Source organism: Streptomyces sp. NPDC033221, from assembly GCF_055577005.1.
The window spans coordinates 19235-40279 of the sequence record NZ_JBVIQN010000055.1 but is presented as its reverse complement, the minus strand read 5'-3'; the positions used below and the strand labels follow the sequence as shown (position 1 = coordinate 40279).

General features: G+C 73.0%; 17 protein-coding genes and 1 pseudogene. 8 read left to right on the top strand and 10 right to left on the bottom strand.

Features of this window, described 5'->3' with window-relative positions:
* Positions 1–588 precede the first annotated feature (588 nt).
* A complete protein-coding gene (gene trpS / locus ACZ53K_RS39810) occupies positions 589–1587 on the top strand; it encodes a tryptophan--tRNA ligase (protein ID WP_468847155.1) in 999 nt (332 codons plus the stop codon).
* 114 nt (positions 1588–1701) lie between these two features.
* On the opposite strand, the gene proC is transcribed toward trpS, so the two are convergent.
* From proC to ACZ53K_RS39795, 3 genes and pseudogenes are all read right to left on the bottom strand, one after another.
* Positions 1702–2511 (bottom strand): pyrroline-5-carboxylate reductase, encoded by an 810-nt coding sequence (gene proC / locus ACZ53K_RS39805; RefSeq protein WP_468847153.1) that lies wholly within the window; start codon positions 2509–2511, stop codon positions 1702–1704.
* Positions 2512–2884: 373 nt separating this feature from the next.
* Positions 2885–3679 (bottom strand): ABC transporter permease, encoded by a 795-nt coding sequence (locus tag ACZ53K_RS39800; RefSeq protein WP_468847161.1) that lies wholly within the window; start codon positions 3677–3679, stop codon positions 2885–2887.
* A 51-nt stretch (positions 3680–3730) separates the two neighbouring features.
* A pseudogene (locus tag ACZ53K_RS39795) lies at positions 3731–4585 on the bottom strand (ABC transporter ATP-binding protein); the annotation flags it as partial.
* 166 nt (positions 4586–4751) lie between these two features.
* On the opposite strand from ACZ53K_RS39795, the gene ACZ53K_RS39790 reads away from it, so the two are divergent.
* The 4 genes from ACZ53K_RS39790 to ACZ53K_RS39775 all read left to right on the top strand — a co-directional run bounded on the left by ACZ53K_RS39790 (position 4752) and on the right by ACZ53K_RS39775 (position 9067).
* Positions 4752–5150: a hypothetical protein gene (locus ACZ53K_RS39790; RefSeq protein ID WP_468847150.1), complete on the top strand. Its 399-nt coding sequence runs from the start codon at positions 4752–4754 to the stop codon at positions 5148–5150.
* A 224-nt stretch (positions 5151–5374) separates the two neighbouring features.
* Complete coding sequence (locus ACZ53K_RS39785) at positions 5375–6985, top strand: SulP family inorganic anion transporter (protein ID WP_468847147.1); 1611 nt, start codon at positions 5375–5377, stop codon at positions 6983–6985.
* A gap of 93 nt (positions 6986–7078) precedes the next feature.
* Positions 7079–8488 carry a M1 family metallopeptidase gene (locus tag ACZ53K_RS39780; protein WP_468847144.1) on the top strand — a complete coding sequence of 470 codons (1410 nt, stop codon included), beginning with the start codon at positions 7079–7081 and terminating at the stop codon, positions 8486–8488.
* Between the two features lie 126 nt (positions 8489–8614).
* Complete coding sequence (locus ACZ53K_RS39775; protein WP_468847142.1) at positions 8615–9067, top strand: nuclear transport factor 2 family protein; 453 nt, start codon at positions 8615–8617, stop codon at positions 9065–9067.
* A 57-nt stretch (positions 9068–9124) separates the two neighbouring features.
* On the opposite strand, the gene ACZ53K_RS39770 is transcribed toward ACZ53K_RS39775, so the two are convergent.
* Entirely contained in the window at positions 9125–9652 is a 528-nt protein-coding gene (locus ACZ53K_RS39770; RefSeq protein WP_468847140.1) for a hypothetical protein, read from the bottom strand.
* A 148-nt stretch (positions 9653–9800) separates the two neighbouring features.
* Here ACZ53K_RS39770 and ACZ53K_RS39765 point away from each other — a divergent pair, with 148 nt between their 5' ends.
* The gene (locus ACZ53K_RS39765) at positions 9801–10553 is read left to right on the top strand and encodes a hypothetical protein (RefSeq protein WP_468847137.1); all 753 of its coding nucleotides are present in this window, start codon (positions 9801–9803) and stop codon (positions 10551–10553) included.
* A gap of 43 nt (positions 10554–10596) precedes the next feature.
* Here the strand turns inward: ACZ53K_RS39765 and ACZ53K_RS39760 are convergent, their stop codons facing one another.
* Entirely contained in the window at positions 10597–10998 is a 402-nt protein-coding gene (locus tag ACZ53K_RS39760; protein ID WP_468847135.1) for an SH3 domain-containing protein, read from the bottom strand.
* A 204-nt stretch (positions 10999–11202) separates the two neighbouring features.
* Here ACZ53K_RS39760 and ACZ53K_RS39755 point away from each other — a divergent pair, with 204 nt between their 5' ends.
* Positions 11203–13581, top strand: coding sequence for a protein kinase domain-containing protein (locus ACZ53K_RS39755; protein WP_468847133.1), 2379 nt, complete (start codon positions 11203–11205; stop codon positions 13579–13581).
* Positions 13582–13620: 39 nt separating this feature from the next.
* Here ACZ53K_RS39755 and ilvD read toward each other — a convergent pair whose 3' ends face one another.
* The 4 genes from ilvD to ACZ53K_RS39735 form a co-directional block, all read right to left on the bottom strand.
* Positions 13621–15471, bottom strand: a complete 1851-nt coding sequence (gene ilvD / locus ACZ53K_RS39750) for a dihydroxy-acid dehydratase (protein ID WP_468847130.1) — start codon at positions 15469–15471, stop codon at positions 13621–13623.
* Positions 15472–15639: 168 nt separating this feature from the next.
* Entirely contained in the window at positions 15640–16278 is a 639-nt protein-coding gene (locus tag ACZ53K_RS39745; protein WP_468847127.1) for a TetR/AcrR family transcriptional regulator, read from the bottom strand.
* Positions 16275–17087: a sugar phosphate isomerase/epimerase family protein gene (locus ACZ53K_RS39740; RefSeq protein ID WP_406526485.1), complete on the bottom strand. Its 813-nt coding sequence runs from the start codon at positions 17085–17087 to the stop codon at positions 16275–16277. Before ACZ53K_RS39740 ends, ACZ53K_RS39745 begins: the two co-directional genes overlap by 4 nt.
* Before the next feature lie 56 nt (positions 17088–17143).
* The gene (locus ACZ53K_RS39735) at positions 17144–18076 is read right to left on the bottom strand and encodes a Ppx/GppA family phosphatase (protein WP_468847124.1); all 933 of its coding nucleotides are present in this window, start codon (positions 18074–18076) and stop codon (positions 17144–17146) included.
* A 93-nt stretch (positions 18077–18169) separates the two neighbouring features.
* Between ACZ53K_RS39735 and ACZ53K_RS39730 the strand changes: the two genes are divergently transcribed.
* Positions 18170–19012, top strand: coding sequence for a DUF3109 family protein (locus tag ACZ53K_RS39730; RefSeq protein ID WP_468847122.1), 843 nt, complete (start codon positions 18170–18172; stop codon positions 19010–19012).
* Positions 19013–19072: 60 nt separating this feature from the next.
* Here the strand turns inward: ACZ53K_RS39730 and ACZ53K_RS39725 are convergent, their stop codons facing one another.
* Positions 19073–20950, bottom strand: a complete 1878-nt coding sequence (locus ACZ53K_RS39725) for a BACON domain-containing protein (protein ID WP_468847120.1) — start codon at positions 20948–20950, stop codon at positions 19073–19075.
* Positions 20951–21045: the final 95 nt, after the last annotated feature.

Below are 21045 nucleotides of genomic sequence, written 5' to 3'. Positions count from 1 at the left end.
CGTTCGGCGTTTCCGCTTTCCGTTTCCGGCTCCCTGCTGGAGCGGGGCGGCCGTCCGGCTTTCGCTTTCCGGCCTTTCCGACTCTATCAGATCCGCTTTTCGTTCCGGGCTCCCGGTGAAGGAAGCTGACGGCTCGAATGTGAATCCGATTCCCCGTCGGAGGGGGTTGTTCGCGCCTTCCGGCGTGATCACTACTTTAGTGCCTTTTCCCGGTGGCTCATAATCGAGCCGCTGGTCTGAATTCCGGCATGCCGAAATCCGTCCCGTTCGGGAGCCGTGCAGTAGTGGTTGTGCCGCCGGTCTGGCGTGAGGGGCTGCCGTGAGGCCCGTAGGGCTCCGTGGCAACTCGGAGAACACTACACGAGGGGCCGGGGACGCTTCAAACCCGTGCCAGGGCACGGATCTGGGCGTACGGTGGGGCCCATGACAACGCGTGCACTCGTCCAGCAGTGGTGGCCCGCCTGACGGCGGCCGCCCCACAGTGCATGCAGACAACGGCCGCCGCCTCGGCGGCCGTTTTGCGTATCTCCTCGCAGCCGGCCGGTGGGCGCGGCGGTCCCGGGACCAGCAGTTCAGGAGACGAGAGAGATGACGCGGACCCTTAGTGGTGTGAAGCCGACAGGGCACCTGACACTCGGGAACTACCTGGGAGCACTGCGGGGCTGGGCCGAAGAGGATCAGCACCGCGCAGAGGCCCTGTTCTTCATCGCCGACCTGCACGCGCTGACCGTGGAACACGATCCGGCGCGGGTACGCAGGCTCAGTCGGCAGGCCGCCACGCTGCTGCTCGCCGCCGGACTCGATCCGCGGCTCTGCACGCTGTTCGTGCAGAGCCATGTCGACGAGCACACCCGGCTCGCGTACCTGATGGAGTGCGTGGCCAGTGACGGCGAGATGCGGCGCATGATCCAGTACAAGGAGAAGGCGGAGCGGGAACGGGAGCGGGGCGGCAGCGTACGGCTGTCGCTGCTGACGTACCCGGCGCTGATGGCCGCGGACGTCCTCGCGTACGGAGCGGACGAAGTGCCGGTCGGCGAGGACCAGGCGCAGCACCTGGAGCTGACGCGGGAGCTGGCGATGCGGTTCAACCAGCGGTACGGGCAGACGTTCGTGGTGCCGAAGGCGACGGTCCCGAAGGTGGCCGCGCGGGTCATGGACCTCCAGGAGCCGACGGCGAAGATGGGGAAGTCGCACGCCCGTACCTCGGGGATCATCTACCTGCTGGACGAGGCGGACGTGGTGCGCAAGAAGGTGATGCGTGCGGTGACGGACGCCGGGACGGACGTCGTGTACGACCGGGCCGAGCGGCCCGGAGTGGCCAACCTGCTGGACATCCTGGCAGCGTGCGGGGCCGGTGACCCGGCGGAGCTGGCCGGTGCGTACGACTCGTACGGCGCGCTCAAGAAGGACACGGCCGAGGCGGTCGTGGAACTGCTGCGGCCGGTGCGGGAGCGGCACGCGGAGCTGGTGGCGGACCCCGGGTACGTGGACTCCGTCCTGCGGGACGGGGCCGAGCGGGCCCGGGCGATCGCGCGGCCGCGGGTGGACGCGGCGTACCGGGCGGTGGGGTTGCTGCCGGCGGTGTGAAGGGGTGGGTGGCCACCGGCGCGGGTGGGGGCGGCGGTGGCCAGGGCCCCGGCGGGGTGGTGGCCCCGGGCGGAGGCGGGCCCAGGCGGAGGGCCTGGGTTGCGGGCCCGGTGGTCAGCCGTTGCCGGAGGCGAGTTCGCGGCTGCGGTCGCGGGCGGCCTCCAGGGCGGCGATCAGGGCGGCCCGTACGCCGTGGTTCTCCAGCTCGCGGATGGCGTTGATGGTGGTGCCGGCGGGCGAGGTCACGTTCTCGCGGAGGGTGACCGGGTGCTCGCCGCTGTCCCGGAGCATCGTCGCCGCGCCGATCGCCGCCTGCACGATCAGGTCATGGGCCTTGTCGCGCGGCAGACCGAGCAGGATGCCGGCATCGGTCATCGCCTCGACGAGGAAATAGAAATACGCCGGGCCGGAACCGGAAAGGGCGGTCGCGGCATCCTGCTGCGACTCCGGGACGCGCAGCGTCTTGCCGACGGTGGCGAAGATTTCCTCCGCGCGGGTGAGGTGGGCGGCAGTGGCGTGGGTGCCGGCCGAGATGACGGACATCGCCTCGTCGACGAGAGCGGGCGTGTTCGTCATGACCCGTACGACGGGAGTGGGCGCGGGCAGCCGCTCCTCGAAGAAGGCCGTGGGAATGCCGGCGGCGCCGCTGATCACCAGGCGGTCGGCCGGGACGTGCGGGGCCAGCTCCGTGAGGAGGGTGCCCATGTCCTGCGGCTTGACGGTGAGGATGAGGGTGTCCGCGGACTTGGCGGCCTCGGGGTTGGTGACGGGGGTGACGCCGTAGCGGGTACGGAGCTGGTCGGCGCGTTCGGGGCGGCGGGCGGTGACCATGAGGTCGGTGGGGGCCCAGCCGCCTCGGATCATGCCGCTGAGGAGGGCTTCGCCGATTTTTCCGGTGCCGAGTACGGCGACCTTCTGGGTCATGTTGCGGTTCACCTCGCCGGTGGGGCTGCTGTGGGTGGGGTTGGGTTTGGCCGGGGGTGGCCGGTGGGTGGGTGGTGGTTATTGCTGGTCCGGTCATCCTCGCATCGTGGGGGTTTGGGGGGTGGGGGTGTTCACGTTGTGGGCGGGGTGGGGTGCGGACGGGGTTGGTCTTGGACGCCGTGATCGCCCGAGGGCTCGTCCTCAAGCGCCGGACGGGCTTGATTTGGCGGGGGCGGCCCAGCACCAGGCGGGCTTGGTTTGGCGGGGGTCCGGAACAAGGCGGGCTTGATGCAGCGGCGGGGGCCGTCCGGAGCCAAGCGGGATTGGTGGGGCTGGGGAGGGGGCGCGGGGTCGGGGGTTTGGTTTCGGTGGGTCAGGGGGATCGGCGGTGGAGGGTGGGGGTGCTCAGGGTGAGGACCAGGAGGGTGCAGAGGGTGACGATGAGGGTGTCGCGGAGGAAGGTGGCCGTGGGGGTGGGGTGGGTGAGGGTTTCGGTCATGGCGTCGACCGCGTAGGACATCGGGAGGACGTCGGAGATCGCCTCCAGGACCGGGTGCATCGTGTCGCGTGGGGCGAAGAGGCCGCACAGGAGGAGCTGCGGCATCAGCACGGCCGGCATGAACTGGACGGCCTGGAACTCGGACGAGGCGAAGGCCGAGACGAAGAGGCCGAGGGCGGTGCCGAGGAGGGCGTCGAGGACGGCGACCAGGAGGAGCAGCCAGGGGGAGCCCGTGATGTCCAGGCCCAGTACCCAGACGGACAGGGCGGTGGCGAGGGCGGACTGGACGATGGCGAGGGTGCCGAAGGCCAGGGCATAGCCCCCTAGGAGGTCGGCCTTGGACAGGGGCATGGCGAGGAGGCGTTCGAGGGTGCCCGAGGTGCGTTCGCGGAGGGTGGCGATGGAGGTCACCAGGAACATGGTGATCATCGGGAAGACGCCGAGGAGCGAGGCGCCGACGCTGTCGAACGTACGGGGATGCGCGTCGAAGACGTAGCGGAGCAGGGCGATCATCACGCAGGGGACGAGCAGCATCAGGGCGATGGTGCGCGGGTCGTGGCGCAGCTGGCGCAGTACCCGGGCGGCGGTGGCCAGGACCCGGGCTCCGGAGAGGGGAAGGGAGAAGGGGAGGGGGCGGGGGCGGGGGGTCGGGGGTGGGGTGTGGGTCATGGGGTGGGCTCCGGGGGGGGCCGGGCCGGTGGTGGAGCGGTCGGTGGTGGTGGCCTGGTCGACCAGGTGGAGGAAGGCCGCTTCGACGGTGGACGTACGGGTGCGGGCCCGCAGCGCGTCGGGGGTGTCCTCGGCGAGGATGCGGCCCTCGCGCATCAGGAGCAGCCGGTGGCAGCGTTCGGCCTCGTCCATGACGTGCGAGGAGACGAGGAGTGTGGTGCCGCGGTCGGTGGCGAGGCGGTGGAAGAGCTGCCACAGGTCGCGGCGCAGTACGGGGTCCAGGCCGACGGTCGGCTCGTCGAGGACGAGGAGTTCCGGGGCGCCGAGGAGGGCGACGGCCAAAGAGACGCGGCTGCGCTGGCCGCCGGAGAGGTGGCCGGCGAGGGCGTCGGTGTGTGAAGTGAGGTCCACGTCCTCGATGGCGCTGCGCACGCTCTCCCGGCGTTCGGCGCGGGCGGCGCGGCCGGGGCGCAGTACCGCGGCGAAGTAGTCGAGGTTCTGGCGGACGGTGAGGTCGTCGTAGACCGCGGGCGACTGGGTGACGTAGCCGATGCGGGGGCGCAGACGGGCGTGGCCCGCGGGTTCGCCGAGGACGTCGAGGGTGCCGGTCACCTTGGCCTGGGTGCCGACGACGGCCCGCATCAGGGTGGATTTGCCGCAGCCGGAAGGGCCGAGGAGGCCGGTGATCCGGCCGGTCGGGACGTCGAAGCCGAGGTGGTCCAGGGCGGTGCGGTGGCCGCGTACGACCGTGAGGTCGCGGGCTCGGATGGCGGTGGGCCGGATGGCGGAGGCGGGCTGCGCGGGAGAGCCTTCGGCGGCGGTCTGCGCGGCGGAGGCTTCGGAGGCGGTTTCCGCGGGGGTGGCCGGGGTGGCCGGGCCGGCCTGGGCGCGGCCGTAATTCATCATGTGTTGAATATTGCGCGCGGGGCTCGGTGCGTCAAGGGGCGGGGCGTACTCCGGCGGCCACCGGAGTACGCGGGATCGACCGCTTCTGTTCGATAACTCAGCGTTTACATGACGGTTACACAGAGAGTCGATCGAAGTCATGCCCCTTTGGACACACTGAAGTGGAATGGCCGATCAACCGGAGGAGGGGGCTGACGCCATGCGCCGCGTGCTGCTGTTCCTCGTGGCAGCGCTGTTGGCGTTCCCCGTCGGCACCGAGGGCGCGTACGGGCGGGTGGCCGGAGGCAGGGCCGGGATCCAGACCGTCGGCGCCGTGGCGTCGTACGCGTACGAGGACGGCGGCCCGGCGGACTCCGCGGCCGAACGCTGCCCGACCGGCCGCGCCGCGCGCTCCGCGACCGGCGTCCCGGCCTTCCATCCCGGCGACCAGACCAGGTGCGCGAGCGCCCCCACCGTCCCGCCGGCCACCGGGCCGGACCCCGCGGCCCCGCTCACCGGGCGCCGCGCCGTGCCGCTGACGCACTCGGGGCAGCTGCCCATCAGTCATCGCGTCTTCCGCTGCTGATCGACGCCGCGAGCCGGCAGTCCGACACCGGCGAGTGGTTCACCGGCGGCGTCGCGCTCCCCTCAGGTGCCTCAGGTGCCTCAGGTGCCTCAGGTGCCTCTGCCTGTACCCCATGCCCACGGCCGCCTCCGTTTACGGACCGTTCCGGACATCCGCCCCTCTCCCCTCCGCACGGCGCACGTCCGCGCCGCGCGGTCCGCCGCACTGCCCTGGAAGGCTTCCTCATGCGGAAAACCACCGCCATACGCGCCGACTTCACCGCTTCCCTCGTCGTCTTCCTGGTCGCCGTACCGCTGTGCGTCGGCGTGGCCGTCGCCTCCGGCGTCCCGGCCGAACTCGGTCTCGTCACCGGCATCGTCGGCGGGCTGCTCACCGGCCTGCTGCCCGGCAGCAGCCTCCAGGTCAGCGGCCCGGCCGCCGGGCTGACCGTCCTTGTGTACGAGGCGGTCCAGGAGTTCGGGCTGGGTGCGCTCGGCGCGCTGGTGCTCGCGGCCGGTGTGCTCCAACTGGCCATGGGCGCGCTGCGGCTGGGGCGCTGGTTCCGTGCCATCTCCGTGGCCGTCGTGCAGGGCATGCTGGCGGGCATCGGGCTCGTACTGATCGCCGGACAGCTGTACGCGCTCACCGATACCAAGCCGCCGGGTACCGGGCTCGCCAATCTGGGCGGTCTGCCGGAGCTGGCGGTCGACACGATCTGGTCGGACCAGGCCCTGACGGCGGCGGCGGTCGGTGTCGGCACCATCGCCGTCCTGGTGCTGTGGCCCCGGTGGCGGCGTGCGGCCCGCGTCCTGCCGGCGCCGCTGGCGGCCGTGGCGCTGGCCACCGTCGCCGTCGCCGTGCTCGGCCTGCCGGTGGCCCGGGTGGTGGTCACGGGGCTGCCGACCGCCGTACAGCCGCCGGGTGGGGCGGACTTCGCCCAGCTGGCGGGGTTCGGGGCGATCGGCACCGTGCTCGCCTTCACGCTGATCGCGTCCGCCGAGTCGCTGTTCAGCGCGGCGGCCGTGGACCGGCTGCACGACGGCCCGCGTACGGACTACGACAAGGAGCTGCTGGCGCAGGGCGCGGGCAACACGGTGTGCGGGCTGCTCGGCGCGCTGCCGATGACGGCGGTGATCGTGCGCAGCGCCGCGAACGTGCGGGCCGGTGCCCGTACGAAGGCGTCGCGGGTGCTGCACGGCGTGTGGCTGCTGCTGTTCGCGGCGGCGTTCCCGGCGGCGCTGGGGGTGGTGCCGCTGGCGGCCCTGGCGGGGGTGCTCGTGCACGCGGGCTGCAAGCTGCTGCCCGTACGGGACTTCGTGCCGCTGTGGCGTGAGCACCGGGGTGAGGCGGTGGTGCTCGCGGGGACGGCGGTGGCGATCGTGGTGACCAACATGTTCGAGGGCGTCGTCATCGGGCTGCTGATGGCGGTGGCGAAGTCCGCCTGGGAGACGTCGCATGCGCATCTGGAGGTGACGGGGCTGGAGGACGGCGGGGCCGGGGCCGGTACTGGAGCCGGGGCCGCGGCCGGGCCGATCCGGGTACGTGCCCTGGGGAACGCCACCTTCCTGCGGCTTCCCCGGCTGCTGGACCAGTTGGAGGCGCTGCCGCACGACCGTGCCGTCGTGCTGGACCTCTCCGGGCTGCGGCATCTCGACCGGGCCTGCGCTGCGGCACTGGGCAACTGGGCGGAGCGGCGGCGGCCGGCCGATGAGCCGGGGCCGGGGGCGGGGGCGGACTCGGGAGTCGGTACCGACGGACCCGGTAGCGGTCCGGGCGGCGCTCCGGAGGCGCCCGCTCCCGGGGCCGGTTCCGCCGTGGTCACCCTGCCTCCATCGTCCGGACATAAAGGTGGATAGCAGCCGTTAAGCGGAAGGGGTCGGCGTTGCGGGCCAAAGGGCCGTAGGGTCGGGGAGCTTGATCCACCAGCCCCACAAGACCCTAGGAGCCCCGTGATCCGCCGGCCTCTCCGCTCCTGCGGTGCGACCGCCGCGCTCTCCGTCGCCCTGCTGCTGTCCTCCTGTACGAGCGCGACCCGGCTGGACGGCACGCAGGGCGCGGGCAGTGTGCACGACCCGCTCTTCCCCGCCCTCGGCAACGGCGGTTACCAGGTCGGGCACTACGGTCTCGCGCTCGATTACGACGTACGCGGCGGCACGCTGGACGCCACCGCCGAGATCAGCGCCACGGCCCAGGCCGACCTCGCCTCGTTCAAGCTGGATCTCCAGGGGATGAAGGTGCACGGCGTGCGGGTGGACGGCAAGGACGCCGAGTTCACCCGCAAGGGGCACAAGCTGACGGTCCGCCCGCCGGAGACCGTGAAGAAGGGCGCCACGTTCCGTACGACGGTCGAGTACGACGGCGAGCCCGAGGAGATGACGGACCAGGACGGCGCGACCGAGGGCTGGGTCCGTACGCCGGACGGGGCGTTCGTCGCGGGGCAGCCGGCCGGGTCGATGACGTGGTTCCCCGGCAACAACCACCCCGGTGACAAGGCCGCGTACGACTTCAAGATCACTGTGCCGGACGGGTACACCGCGGTCGCCAACGGCGAGCTGCGCGGCCGCAGGAGCGACCAGGGCCGGACCACCTTCGAGTGGCACAACGCCGAGCCGATGGCCTCCTACCTCGCCACCGCGACCATCGGGAAGTTCACCGTCGAGGAGTCGCGGACGAAGGGCGGGCTGCCCGTCTACACGGCCGTGGACCCGGCGGAGGCCAAGGAGAGCGCGGGGCCGCTGGGCCGGCTGGACGAGATCCTGGACTGGTCGGTGAAACGGTTCGGCCCGTACCCGTTCTCGTCCGCCGGGGCGATCGTCGACCACACGCCCGAGCGGGTCGACTGGGGCGCGCTGGAGACCCAGACCAAGCCGGTCTACGCCGGGGCCCCGGACGAGGGCACGATCGTGCACGAGACCGCCCACCAGTGGTTCGGCGACTCGGTGACGCCGAAGACCTGGAAGGACATCTGGCTCAACGAGGGGTTCGCGCAGTACGCGGAGTGGCTGTGGGAGGAGGACAAGGGCGGCCGTACGGCGCAGCAGCAGTTCGACGAGCTGTACCGCACCGGCGAGGACGACGAGGACGTCTGGGGCTTCCCGCCCGGCGACCCGGGCACGGCGGAGAACGTGACCGGCGACCCCGTCTACAAGCGCGGCGGCATGGTCCTCCAGCAACTCCGGAAGGCCGTCGGCGACAAGGTCTTCTTCACGATCCTCAAGGAATGGCCCGCCGAACACCGCCACGGCAACGCCGACACGCAGCAGTTCATCGACTTCTGTGCGGAGCGCACGGACGTCGACCTGACGGATCTCTTCGACGACTGGCTGTACGGGGACGGGAAGCCGGACTGGGAGTACTGAGGAGGCGGCGAGCGGGCTCGCCGTGGATTCGGGGCGGGCAGGCGGCCTGGTCGGTGTTACCTCATTACCCCGGAATTACCTCGGAAGTAATCGACGGTGGCCGGAGCGGGCAGCAGCATCATCGGCATGAACAGCACTGCTTCTGATTCCGCCGTTGCCGCCACCGTTTCCGATGCCGCCGAAGTCGTCGACGCCTACCTCGCCACGGTCGCGGACCCCGCGGCCACCCCCGAGCGCATCGCCGCGCACTACGCGGAGCGGGTCGACTGGATGTGTGCCGACAACCCGGTGGTGCCGTGGCTGCGGCCGCGTGCGACGCGGGACGATGTCGCGGCGCACTGGCGGGAGCTGCGCGAGCACACGGTCGCGGGCGCGGGTGGCGCGTCGGTCGACGCGCTCGTGATCTCGGGGCCGGAGGCCGTGCTGACCGGACAGCTCTGGGGGACGGTGCGGGCCACCGGCAAGTCCTTCCGGTCGCCGTTCGCGCTGCGGTTCACCGTCGAGGGCGGCGAGATCGTACGGCACCACGTGTACGAGGACAGCCTGGCGATCGCCGCCGCCTGCACTCCCGGGGAGTGAGGCGCCTCAAGGGAGTGAGGCGCACCCCCGGGGGAGAAGGCGGGAGCGGCCTTCGTTTCAGCCGCGCTTCTTCTTCGCCTTCGGCGCCTTCTTGGCGGCCGGGTTGCCTGTACGGGCCTTCCGGCGGCGCTCGTAGCGTTCGCGTTCCGCCTCGTACTCGGCACGCCGTACCTTCTCCCCCGGCGCCTCGACGAGGCTGCGGCAGAAGTAGGCGAGCAGCGAGCCGATGAAACCGATGAGCAGCAGGCTCTGCGCGGAACGGTCGGCCGGGCGGTCGGCGGCCGCGTCGTCGGCGGGGCGGGTCAGGCGGTCCCAGGTGCGGCGGAAGGCGACCGCGCTGCACACCGCGAAACAGGCCACGACCAGCACGTTCAGGAACGAGCCGACCGCGGCGATCTCCAGGCCCTGGAAGGCGAAGCGCAGCACCACCGCGCCGGCCGCGGCGAGCGCCAGGGAACCGGCGGCGGCCCCGGCCCGGCGCAGGCCGTAGCCGCCGTCGTGGTGCACCCAGGTCGTCCCGAAGAAGCGGATCGGGGCCGGCTCGGGGCCGGACCGGTCCGGGGCGGGCGGTGTCTCGTCGCTCATGCCGTCGATTATCCCCGGCGGTCCGGGGCCTTCGGCGGTGCGTCCGGAGGGGTGGTGCGTCCGGAGGGGCGGGTCCGTACGCCCCGATAGCATCCGCCTGTACATGCCAACCGGGGGAAGGTTCAGTATGCGCAGGCGATACGGACGCATGGTCAGACGCGGGGTCACGGCGATCGGGGCCCTGCCCCTGCTGACGGTCACCGTCACGGGCTGCGGCGGCCCGGCGGACGGCGGGCCCTCGGACGGCAGCACCGCGGCCGCCGGGTCCCGCCCCACGACCGCCGGTGGCCTTCGCACTCCCGCCGGGTCCACCGCACCCGCCGGAAGTCCCGAGGCACCGCGTCCCCTGACGGGCACGCAGACGGCCCGGGCGATGCTCTCAACCATCGATCTGCCCGCGGGCTGGTCGGTGGCGAAAGAGGACCTGTCACCCGCGGTGGAGAAGGACGATCACGGCATTCAGGACCTGAAGGGTGACGCGGCGTGCGACCGCGTGGTCGCCGACTCGTTCCGCGATGTCCGGCCGAGTGCCGTGGTCGGCCGGACGATGGAGAACGGCACCCTCCGGCGCTCCTTGATGTTCGAGGTCAAGACCTTTCCGAGCGTCACGGGTGCCCGGCAGGCCGTCGAGGAGGTCCGGCAGTTGCGGCAGAAGTGCGCGACGGCCACGGCCGGCCCGTACACGGTGAGCTACGGGGTGCTGAGCGCGCCGCGGCGCGGGGACGAGTCGGTGGGCGTCCGCCTGCGGGTGGGCGGCGACCGGTTCGACGAGGTCGTGGTCCGGGTCGGCACCAGCATCACCATCGTCACGTTCCCCGGGGCCGCCGGCGACGACGGCGGGCTGGTGGAGTCGCTCACCGCCCAGGCGACGGAGAAGCTCCGGCAGGCCGCCGGAGCTTGACGGCCGCCCCCGGCCCGGCCGACGTGACCGGCCGGCCAGGCGCTCAGTTCGCGCAGCGCGGGGCCACGAGGCCGTCGCTGCCGGTGCGCACGTAGCTGTCCGAGACGTACTGGCCGGGTGCGATGCAGTCCCAGATGTCGCTGGTGCCGTACGGGCCGCTGACCCGCTCGCCGGAGCGCTGGCAGCGGATGGCGACCCGTGCGTCGTACGGGAGCTGCCGTACGAGGGAGGAGCGGCTGCTCGGGCCGCTGCGGACGTTGAGGCGGTAGCCCGGGGCGACCGGGTAGGTGGCGGCGGTCGCGGCCATCGCCTCGACGGCGACGCCCTCGGCCTCGGTGACCGCCTCCGCCTCGGCGACCACCGCGGCCGCCTCCTCCGTGCCGGTGCTTCCGGCCGTGCCGGTGCTCGGAGACGTGCCGACGGTGTTCTCCGGTGTGCTGGTCATGCGTACTCCCCCGTTGAGTGGTCCCGGTGCGCGGGCCGGGTGTGTGGTCGTGGTGTGTGATCGCGACGTGTGTGCGGTGCCGCGGGCCGGTCCGCGTGCCGCGGCCGGTTCACCGCGCACGCTAGCAAGCCTCACCTGTCCCGTACGCACCATCGACTAGGCTCCGTGCGTCGCATCTGCGGCCCATGACACGGGGGTGGGGAGATGCCGCCGCTGCGCGGTTCCGGGGCGGATCCGGAAGCGGAACGTCCGCTGTACGCGGGCCGGTACCGCCTGGACGCCCGCCTGGGTTCGGGCGGGATGGGTGTGGTGCACCTGGCGCGCTCGTCGTCGGGGCTGCGTCTGGCGGTGAAGGTCGTGCACGCCGAGTTCGCCCAGGACCCCGAGTTCCGCGGCCGGTTCCGGCAGGAGGTGGCGGCGGCGCGGCGGGTGAGCGGCGCGTTCACCGCGCCGGTCGTGGACGCCGATCCGGACGCCCACCGGCCCTGGATGGCCACCCTCTACATCCCCGGCCCGACCCTCGGCGACCATGTGAAACGCAACGGGCCGCTCGCTCCCGGCGAGGTCCGCAGGCTGGCCGCCGGGCTCGCCGAGGCGCTGCGCGACATCCACCGGGCCGGTGTGGTGCACCGCGATCTGAAGCCCGGCAACGTGCTGCTCGCCGCCGACGGCCCCAAGGTCATCGATTTTGGTATCTCGCGCCCCGCGGACAGCGAGATGCGGACCGAGACCGGCAAGCTGATCGGTACGCCGCCGTTCATGGCGCCCGAGCAGTTCCAGCGCCCGCGCGAGGTGGGGCCGGCGGCGGACGTGTTCGCGCTGGGGTCGGTGCTGGTGCACGCGGCGACCGGGCGGGGGCCGTTCGATTCGGAGAGCCCGTACATCGTCGCCTATCAAGTGGTGCATGACGAGGCGGACCTGACGGGTGTTCCGGAGGACCTGGCGCCGCTGATCCGTACGTGTCTGGCGAAGCGGCCGTCCGACCGGCCGACTCCGGACGTGCTGATGCGGCTGCTGCACACCGAGGGGCCTGTGGAGGGGTCCGTGGAGGCGCACGGCGGCGTGCTCGCGGGCGCTCCCGCCGATGGCCTGCTGGCGGACGGGTCCGCTCCGGAGGAAGCGCGCGTGCCGGCGCAGCGGCAGCCCGCGCGGGTCGTCTCCGCGCCCGCCGTCCCGGGCGCGCCGGTCGCGGCCGGCGACACGCACGTACGAGCCCGGCAGCCGGAAGCAGAACCAAAAACGAAACCGGAACCGGAAGCGGAAGCGAAGGAGACGGAGAGGGCGAAGAAGGCTCAGCGGAGGGCGGCGGATTCCGGAGAGCCCGTGGAGGCGGCCGCCGCGTCCCCGGCCGCCCCCGTCCCGCGCCGCCGTCGCTGGGTCGTCTGGTCCGCCGTGGCCGCCGTGCTCGCCGGTGCGGGCGTCTTCGCGGGCGTACGGGTGCTGGGTGCCGAGGACGCCCCGGCCCTGCAGACGCGTACGTCCGACGGCACCGCGGCGGCGGCCTTCCGTCCATGGCACACCCAGGTGCTCCAGCGGCCCGCCGGGCATCCGGCCGAGATGCCGTTCTGTGCGTACGGCGCTTCCGCGCTGTTCTGCGTCGAGCGGGGGCTGAAGGCGGCGCGGGTGGATCCGGAGCACGGGGCGGTGACGTGGCGGCGGCCGGGCGGGCCGGTCCGCACCGGCGATGTGCCGCCGGGCGCGCCGGTGTTCTCCGGCGGGCTGCTCTACGTACGGTCCCCCGACGGCAAGCGGCTGGAGGCGCTCGATCCGTCGGCCGGCGGGAAGGGCGCGACGCGCTGGAGCAAAAATCTGACCGGATACGACGCCGAGGTGCGGTTCGTCGGCGGGACGATTCTGCTGACCGCGGCGGACGGCATGATCACCGCGTTGGACAGCGCCACCCACCGGGAGCGCTGGCACCACCGGTTCCCGGCACAGCCGCTGGGCCAGTTCGCCGCGTACGGGGACGGCCGTACCGCGTACGCGGCCACCGTCTCGGCCGACGGGAAAACCACCGTGGTCACCGCGATCGAACCGGAGCACGGCACGCTGCGCTGGGAACGGCGGCTGCCCGGCTCGCTCACCCTGGTCGGTACGGGCGCGTCCGGCTCGGTCTATCTGACCGCCGCCGACCCGCTGCTGGTCACCCGTTCCTCCGCCGTCGTCCGCTTCGACCCGGCGACGCGCCGCGTACGGAAGCTGCCGCTGGACACGCCGATGGACGACGCGGCGGGCGTGGTGCGCGGCGAGACGGTCTACCTGCTCGCCACCGGCGGCACGCTGCAGGCGGTCGGCGACCGGCGCTGGAGTGTGGAGACGTCGGTGAGCCGGGGGTCGGTGCCGGTGCTCGACCCGAGGGACGAGCGGCTGTACTTCACCGGTGCCGACGGCCGGCTGCTGGCCGTGGACACCCGGCGCGGCGCGCTGCTCGGCCAGACGCCACCCCGGCTGGCCACCGGCCGCAGCGGCTATCTGGAGAAGCTGCCCGAGCCGCTGCCGGACCCGCGGCGCGGCCGTATCTACGCGGCGGCGCCGGACGGTTCGGTCTTCGCCGCGGATACGGCGGACCCCGCCCGCTGGTGAGCGCGGGCGGGGTCCGTGGGCCGGGAGGGGCGGGCGGGTTCAGCCCAGCTTGCTGACGTCGCGCACCGCGCCCTTGTCGGCGCTGGTGGCCATCGCCGCGTAGGCGCGCAGGGCCTGCGAGACCTTGCGCTCGCGCTTCTTCGGCGCGTACACGCCGCCCAGCGCCTCCCGGCGGGCCGTCAGTTCGGCTTCGGGCACCAGGAGTTCGATGGTGCGGTTCGGGATGTCGATACGAATCGGGTCGCCGTCCTCGACCAGGGCGATGGTGCCGCCGGAGGCCGCCTCGGGCGAGGCGTGGCCGATGGACAGGCCGGAGGTGCCGCCGGAGAAGCGGCCGTCGGTGACCAGCGCGCAGGCCTTGCCCAGGCCGCGGCCCTTGAGGAAGGACGTCGGGTAGAGCATCTCCTGCATGCCGGGGCCGCCCTTGGGGCCCTCGTAGCGGATGACGACGACGTCGCCCTCCTTGATCCGCTTGCCGAGTATCTTCTCGACGGCCTCTTCCTGCGACTCGCAGACGACGGCCGGGCCCTCGAACGTCCAGATCGACTCGTCGACGCCCGCGGTCTTCACCACGCAGCCGTCCTCGGCGAGGTTGCCCTTGAGGACGGCCAGGCCGCCGTCGGCGGAGTAGGCGTGGGCGAGGTCGCGGATGCAGCCGCCCGCGGCGTCCACGTCGAGGCTGTCCCAGCGCTCGGACTGGGAGAAGGCGGTGGCGGAGCGCTTGCAGCCGGGGGCCGCGTGCCACAGTTCGACGGCCTCGGCGGACGGTGAACCGCCGCGCACGTCCCAGGTCTTGAGCCAGTCGGCCATCGAGGAGCTGTGCACGGTGTGCACGTCCTCGTTGAGCATCCCGGCCCGGTACAGCTCGCCCAGGATGGCGGGAATGCCGCCGGCCCGGTGCACGTCCTCCATGTAGTACGTGCCGCCCGGCGCGACGTTCGGAGCGACCTTGGCCAGGCAGGGCACCCGGCGCGAGACGGCGTTGATGTCGTCCAGGTCGAAGCCGAGGCCGGCTTCCTGAGCGGCGGCGAGCAGGTGCAGGATCGTGTTGGTGGAGCCGCCCATGGCGATGTCCAGGGCCATGGCGTTCTCGAAGGAGGCGCGGGAGCCGATGCTGCGGGGCAGCACGGTCGCGTCGTCCTGGTCATAGTACCGCTTGGTGATCTCCACGACCGTCCGGCCGGCGTTCTCGTACAGCGCCTTGCGTGCGGTGTGGGTGGCCAGCACCGAGCCGTTGCCGGGCAGCGACAGGCCGATGGCCTCGGTCAGGCAGTTCATCGAGTTGGCGGTGAACATGCCGGAACAGGAGCCGCAGGTCGGGCAGGCGTTGTCCTCGATACGGAGGATGTCCTCGTCGGAGACGTTCTCGTCGACCGCGTCGGAGATCGCGTTGATCAGGTCCAGCTTGCGGACCGTGCCGTCGACGAGGGTGGCGCGGCCGGCCTCCATGGGCCCGCCGGAGACGAAGACGGTGGGGATGTTCAGCCGCATCGCGGCCATCAGCATGCCCGGCGTGATCTTGTCGCAGTTGGAGATGCAGATCAGCGCGTCCGCGCAGTGTGCCTCGGCCATGTACTCGACGGAGTCGGCGATCAGGTCGCGGGACGGCAGGGAGTACAGCATCCCGCCGTGGCCCATGGCGATGCCGTCGTCGACCGCGATGGTGTTGAACTCGCGGGCGATGCCGCCGGCCTTCTTGATCGCCTCGCTGACGATCCGGCCGACCGGCTGGAGGTGGGTGTGGCCGGGCACGAACTCGGTGAAGCTGTTGGCTACGGCGATCACGGGCTTGCCGAAGTCCTCGCGCGCTACGCCCGACGCCTGCATGAGCGCGCGGGCGCCGGCCATGTTGCGGCCATGGGTGACGGTGCGGGACCTCAGCTCGGGCACGTGGATCCACTCCCTCGGGTGCGTGTACGTCTCTCGTGCGCCCTGTGTGCGTACGTGACGTGAGTCAGTCGAGCCTACGCCCCGGCTCCAAGATCTGGACAGCGGATCCGGAATGTGAGACGGGTGACCGGTGTGCGGACACCTCGCGAAAGGAGGGGGTACGCGGGGTCAGGGGCCCGTCAGGTGCTGCTGCACCACCGGTGCCACCCGGGCGATGATCCATTCCGGGTCCGCCGACGCCAGCGGCTCCAGCTTGATCACGTACCGCAGCAGCGCCGTCCCCACCAGCTGCGCCGCCGCCAGCTCCGCCCGCAGGTCGGCGTCCGGGACGGCCAGCTCGCCCGCGATCCGGCGCAGCAGCTGGCGCGCGACGAGCTCGCGGAAGACCGCGGCGGCGACGTCGTTGGTGAGGGCGCTGCGCACGATCGCCAGCAGGGGTTCGCGGGTGACCGGGTTCTCCCAGACGCCGAAGATGAAGCGGGCCAGCCGCTCGCCCACGCCGTCCAGGCCTCCTTCGAGCACTGTCTCGGGAGCGTTCAGGGCGGGCGCGAAGGACACCTCGACGGCCGCCGCGAAGACCTGTTCCTTGGTGCCGTAATAGTGGTGGACCAGGGCCGGGTCCACCTCCGCAGCCTTGGCGATGCCGCGGATCGACGCCTTCTCGTACCCGCGCGCGGCGAACTCGGCACGGGCCGCCGTCAGGATGCGCTCGCGCGCGCCGGGGCCGTCCACCGAGTCCGTACGGGCCGGGCGGCCACGCCGGCGGGGCGGGCCCGGCCCGCCGGTGCCGGTACTGCCGCTCGTCACGACCCCGGCACCCACGTCGGCGACGCCAGGTGCAGCCGCGTGAAGGCCAGGGCCTCCGCCAGGTCCGCCTCCCGCTCGGCCGCCGACATCGCCCGCCGGGTGTTGACCTCGACGACGATGTGCCCGTCGAAGCCGGTGGCGGCGAGCCGCTCCAGCAGGTCGGCGCAGGGCTGCGAGCCGCGCCCCGGCACCAAATGCTCGTCCTTGTTGGAGCCGTTGCCGTCGGCGAGGTGGATGTGCGCCAGGCGCTCGCCCATCCGGTCGACCATGTGCAGGGCGTCGCTGCGCGAGGTGGCGGTGTGCGAGAGGTCGACGGTGAAGTGCCGGTAATCGTCCTTGGTGGGGTCCCAGTCCGGCGCGTACGCCAGCATCTCGCGGTCCCGGTAACGCCATGGGTACATGTTCTCGACGGCGAACCGGACGTCCGTCTCGCTCTCCATCCGCCACACTCCGCGTACGAACTCGCGGGCGTAGTTGCGCTGCCACCGGAAGGGCGGATGGACGACCACCGTCGAGGCCCCGAGCTTCTCCGCGGCGTTGCGTGCGCGCTGCAGCTTCACCCAGGGGTCCGTGGACCACACCCGCTGCGTGATCAGCAGGCACGGCGCGTGCACGGCCAGGATCGGCACCCCGTGATAGTCGGAGAGCCGGCGCAGCGCCTCGATGTCCTGGCTGACCGGGTCGGTCCACACCATGACCTCGACGCCGTCGTAGCCCAGGCGCGCGGCGATCTCGAAGGCCGTCGCCGTCGACTCCGGATACACCGAGGCCGTGGACAGGGCGACCTTCGCATCCGGGATGCGCACCACTGGCTCCGTCACGAGGGACAGGGTACGGGCCGCCGCCCGCGGGCGTAGGACACGCCCTACCCCGGAGACAGGTGGTCCAGGTGGCGCAGGATCACGCCCTCGCGCAGCGCCCACGGGCAGATCTCCAGCGTACGGACGCCGAACAGGTCCATCCCGGCCTCCGCCACCAGCGCCCCGGCGAGCAACTGGCGCGAACGGCCCTCGGAGACGCCCGGCAGCCCGGCACGCTCCGCGCCGGTCATCCCCGCCAGCCGCGGCACCCACTCCTCCAGCGCCTTACGGTCCAGCTCACGCTGGGTGTAGAGGCCCTCGGCCGACCGGGCGGCACCGGCGATACGAGCCAGCTGCTTGAACGTCTTGGACGTGCCGACGACGTGATCGGGGGTGCCGAAGCGCGTGAAATCGCTCACCACCCGCGCGATTTCGGCCCGTACGCGCTTGCGCAGCGCCCGTATGTCCTCCGTCTCCGGCGGATCGCCCGGCAGGTCGGCCGCGGTGAGCCGGCCCGCGCCCAGCGGCAGCGACGCCGCCGCGTCCGGCTCCTCGTCCAGCCCGTACGCGATCTCCAGCGAGCCGCCGCCGATGTCCAGCACCAGCAGCCGCCCGGCCGACCAGCCGAACCAGCGGCGGGCCGCGAGGAACGTCAGCCGGGCCTCGTCCTCGCCGGACAGCACCCGCAGCCCGACGCCGGTCTCCAGGGCGACCCGGCGCAGCACGTCCTCCCCGTTGGACGCCTCGCGGATCGCGGAGGTGGCGAACGGCAGCACGTCCTCGACGCCCTTGTCCTCCGCCACCTCGACCGCCGCCCGCACCGTCGCCACGAGCCGGTCCACGCCCGCGTCGCCGATCGCGCCGTCCTCGTCGAGGAGTTCGGCCAGCCGCAGCTCCGCCTTGTGCGAGTAGGCGGGCAGCGGACGCGCGCCCGGGTGCGCGTCCATCACCAGCAGATGGACCGTGTTCGAACCCACATCGAGGACTCCGAGTCTCATACCGTCGAACCTACTGCGACCTGCCGGGAACCGGCGGCGAGCCCCCGGCCGCGGAGAGACTTCGGCGGTTGCCGCTCGCCTTACGCTGGAGTGGTGGCTAAGACGAACAAGGCGAAGCAGGAAAAAGCCCTGAAGAAGGCGGAAAAGCAGCGCGCCGCGCGGGCGGCGGCGCAGGCGCAAGGGGCTCGGGCCGACGAGGTCGGCGGCCTGGACTTCGCCCGCGCCTGGGTCACCTTCCCCGACCCCGCCGACGACGAACAAGTATTCCGCTGCGACCTGACCTGGCTCACGTCCCGCTGGACGTGCGTCTTCGGCAGCGGCTGCAAGGGCATCGAGGCGGGCCGCGCGGACGACGGCTGCTGCACGCTCGGCGCGCACTTCTCCGACGAGGACGACGAGCAGCGGGTCGCGGAGCACGTGGCGCGCCTCACACCGGAGCTGTGGCAGTTCCACGACGTCGGCACGTCAACGGGCTGGACCCAGGAGGACGAGGACGGCGACCGGCAGACCCGGCGCTGGAAGGGCTCCTGCATCTTCCAGAACCGCCCCGGCTTCCCGGCCGGCGCGGGCTGCTCGCTGCACATCCTCGCGCTGCGCGAGGGCCGCGAGCCCCTGGAGACCAAGCCGGACGTCTGCTGGCAGCTGCCGGTCCGCCGCACCTACGAGTGGATCGACCGCCCCGACGACACCCGCATCCTCGAAGTCACCATCGGCGAGTACGACCGCCGCGGCTGGGGCCCCGGCGGCCACGACCTGCACTGGTGGTGCACGTCGGCGACGTCCGCACACGGCGCGGGCGAGCCGGTGTACGTGTCCTACGGGCCCGAGCTGACCGAGCTGATGGGCAAGGAGGGGTACGACCGCCTGGTGGAGGTCTGCGAGGAGCGGCTGGCCGCGACGCTGCCGATGGCGCCGCATCCGGCGGATCCCAAGTAGCTTGCGGGGCCGAGGGTCCGAAGGGGCCCGCGGGCCCGAGGGAGGCCGCAGGCCCGTGGCTCACCCCGTCGGCCCGGAGGAGCCCGGGGGCGGAGTCGGTTCCGCCGTCGGCTCCTGCGTCGTGGGCGCGGGGGTCGGTGTGGGGGACGCCGGCGGCTCGCCGGCCGGCTCCTGCGTCGGCGTCGGCATCGTCGGTTCGGGCTCGTGCCGGGGGCCGGGGCCCGTCGGCCGCGGGTGCCCCGGCCAGTGGCCGGCGTTCCCCTGGCCCCACCCCTCCAGCGTGACCGTCGTCCCTCCGGGCGCCAGGGTGACCCGCGCGTTCCAGTAACCGTCCGGTTCCCGGCCGTGGTCCACGGACACCAGGAGCGTGGTGGACTCTCCCGGCCGCAGCACCCCGCCCGTCGCGCTCAGCCGGAGCCACGGCGCGGCCGTACGCGCCGACCAGTGGACCGGCGCGCCGCCGGACGCGGTGAGGGTGACGGCCGTGACGCCGCCGCGCGGTTCGGCGGTGACGGTCAGCCGACCGGGGCCGGTACCGGAGCGGTCCGGTTCGCCGGGGCGCAGCAGGGTGCCGTCCGCGCCGACGACCTGCACCGAGACGTCGGGGACGGCGGGCCGGCCGCTCGCCGACATCGGGTGCGACACGGCGGGGGTCCGGGCGCGGCCCGCGTTCTCGTACGGCCGGCCGTCGAACGGGCCGGCGTCCGGCTCGCCGGCCGTCACCGACGGGCCCTCGCTCTCGCCGGTCTGGGGCGCGCCCCGGTAGGCCGCCCACAGGGCGAGCACCGGCGCCGCCAGGACGGTGGCGATCACGGTCGTGGTCACGGCCCGGGTCCGCAGCCTGCGCCTGCGGGCCGTCGGCTCCTTGGGGCGGACGGGGAATCCGCGCCGGTCGTAGCGAGGAGAACCGTTTACGCCACCCGCGCGCCCCGCACGCCGGGAGCGGGCGGGGGCACCCGCGCCCGCCACTCCTTCGGCGCGCCCCGAACGCGAGCCGCGCGCCGCCGCCATGGCCGCGCCCACAGCCGCCCGCGGGGCGGTGACCAGCGGCAGCGCGCCGTGGTCCAGGGGCGCGGTGCCCGGCCAGGGCCCGTGGGCGGTGGCCCGCTCGGCCGTACGGCGGCACTCCGCGCAGTCGTCCACGTGCCGGACCAGCTCCCGGCGCAGGGCGACGCCGAGCAGCATCTGCGTATCCGCGGCGAGCTGCGCGACGTCCGGGCAGCGGCCGAACTCGACGACGGCGAGCGCGGCCCGGGTCCGCTCGACCTCGCAGGAGGCGGTGGCCAGGAGGGTGCGGGTGGCGTCGGTGTCGCCGCCGAGGACGGCCGCGACCTCCTCGGGGGACAGCCGGTGGCGGACGGACAGCTCCAGTGCCTCGCGCTGTTCGGGGGTCGTCCCGGCGGCTTCGGGCCAGGCCAGACCGGCCAGTTCGCGCCGCTGCCGGGCCGCGTCGGCACTCTCGCCGGACGGCCCGGCGGCGCGCCCGGAAGCGGTGTCCAGGCCGGAGGACGCTCCGGTGCCGTAGGTCGTTTCGGTGCCGTAGGTCGTCCCGGTGCCGTCGTGGGGCGCCTCGGTGCCCTGGGCCGTTCCGCTGCCCGTGCCCGCCGGGGTCCCGCTCCCGCGGTCCGGGCCGCCGTCCTGCGTCCGGTCGGCCAGCCGCCGCAGGCAGGCCCACCGGGCCAGCGCGTACAGCCAGGACCGGTACAGGCCGGGGTCGGGCGGGCGGCGGTTGTGGTGCCGTTCGGCGACGGCGAGCACCTCGCCCAGGACGGCGGTCGCCGCGTCGTGCTCGCACAGGACGGACAGACAGTAGGTGAACAGCCCGTCGAGATGGGGCTCGTACCGCTCGGGAAGCCGCGCCGGGTCGTGGCGCTGAGCGCCGTCGTGCGCCCGGTGTGCACCGGTGGCGTGCGTGGGTTGATCGGACCTGCTGCTCATCACCCGGCGACGGTAGGCGGATGATGCAGGCACTATCGCGCCGCACGGACACTTTTAATCCATACGGGTGACGTTCTCCCTCAAAAGAGGACACC

Coding starts and splice junctions, on each gene's coding strand:
- trpS (WP_468847155.1), top strand. CDS start 589: ATGACGCGGACCCTTAGTGGTGTGAAGCCGACAGGGCACCTGACACTC.
- proC (WP_468847153.1), bottom strand. CDS start 2,511: ATGACCCAGAAGGTCGCCGTACTCGGCACCGGAAAAATCGGCGAAGCC.
- ACZ53K_RS39800 (WP_468847161.1), bottom strand. CDS start 3,679: ATGACCCACACCCCACCCCCGACCCCCCGCCCCCGCCCCCTCCCCTTC.
- ACZ53K_RS39790 (WP_468847150.1), top strand. CDS start 4,752: ATGGCCGATCAACCGGAGGAGGGGGCTGACGCCATGCGCCGCGTGCTG.
- ACZ53K_RS39785 (WP_468847147.1), top strand. CDS start 5,375: ATGCGGAAAACCACCGCCATACGCGCCGACTTCACCGCTTCCCTCGTC.
- ACZ53K_RS39775 (WP_468847142.1), top strand. CDS start 8,615: ATGAACAGCACTGCTTCTGATTCCGCCGTTGCCGCCACCGTTTCCGAT.
- ACZ53K_RS39770 (WP_468847140.1), bottom strand. CDS start 9,652: ATGAGCGACGAGACACCGCCCGCCCCGGACCGGTCCGGCCCCGAGCCG.
- ACZ53K_RS39765 (WP_468847137.1), top strand. CDS start 9,801: ATGGTCAGACGCGGGGTCACGGCGATCGGGGCCCTGCCCCTGCTGACG.
- ACZ53K_RS39760 (WP_468847135.1), bottom strand. CDS start 10,998: ATGACCAGCACACCGGAGAACACCGTCGGCACGTCTCCGAGCACCGGC.
- ACZ53K_RS39755 (WP_468847133.1), top strand. CDS start 11,203: ATGCCGCCGCTGCGCGGTTCCGGGGCGGATCCGGAAGCGGAACGTCCG.
- ACZ53K_RS39735 (WP_468847124.1), bottom strand. CDS start 18,076: ATGAGACTCGGAGTCCTCGATGTGGGTTCGAACACGGTCCATCTGCTG.
- ACZ53K_RS39725 (WP_468847120.1), bottom strand. CDS start 20,950: ATGAGCAGCAGGTCCGATCAACCCACGCACGCCACCGGTGCACACCGG.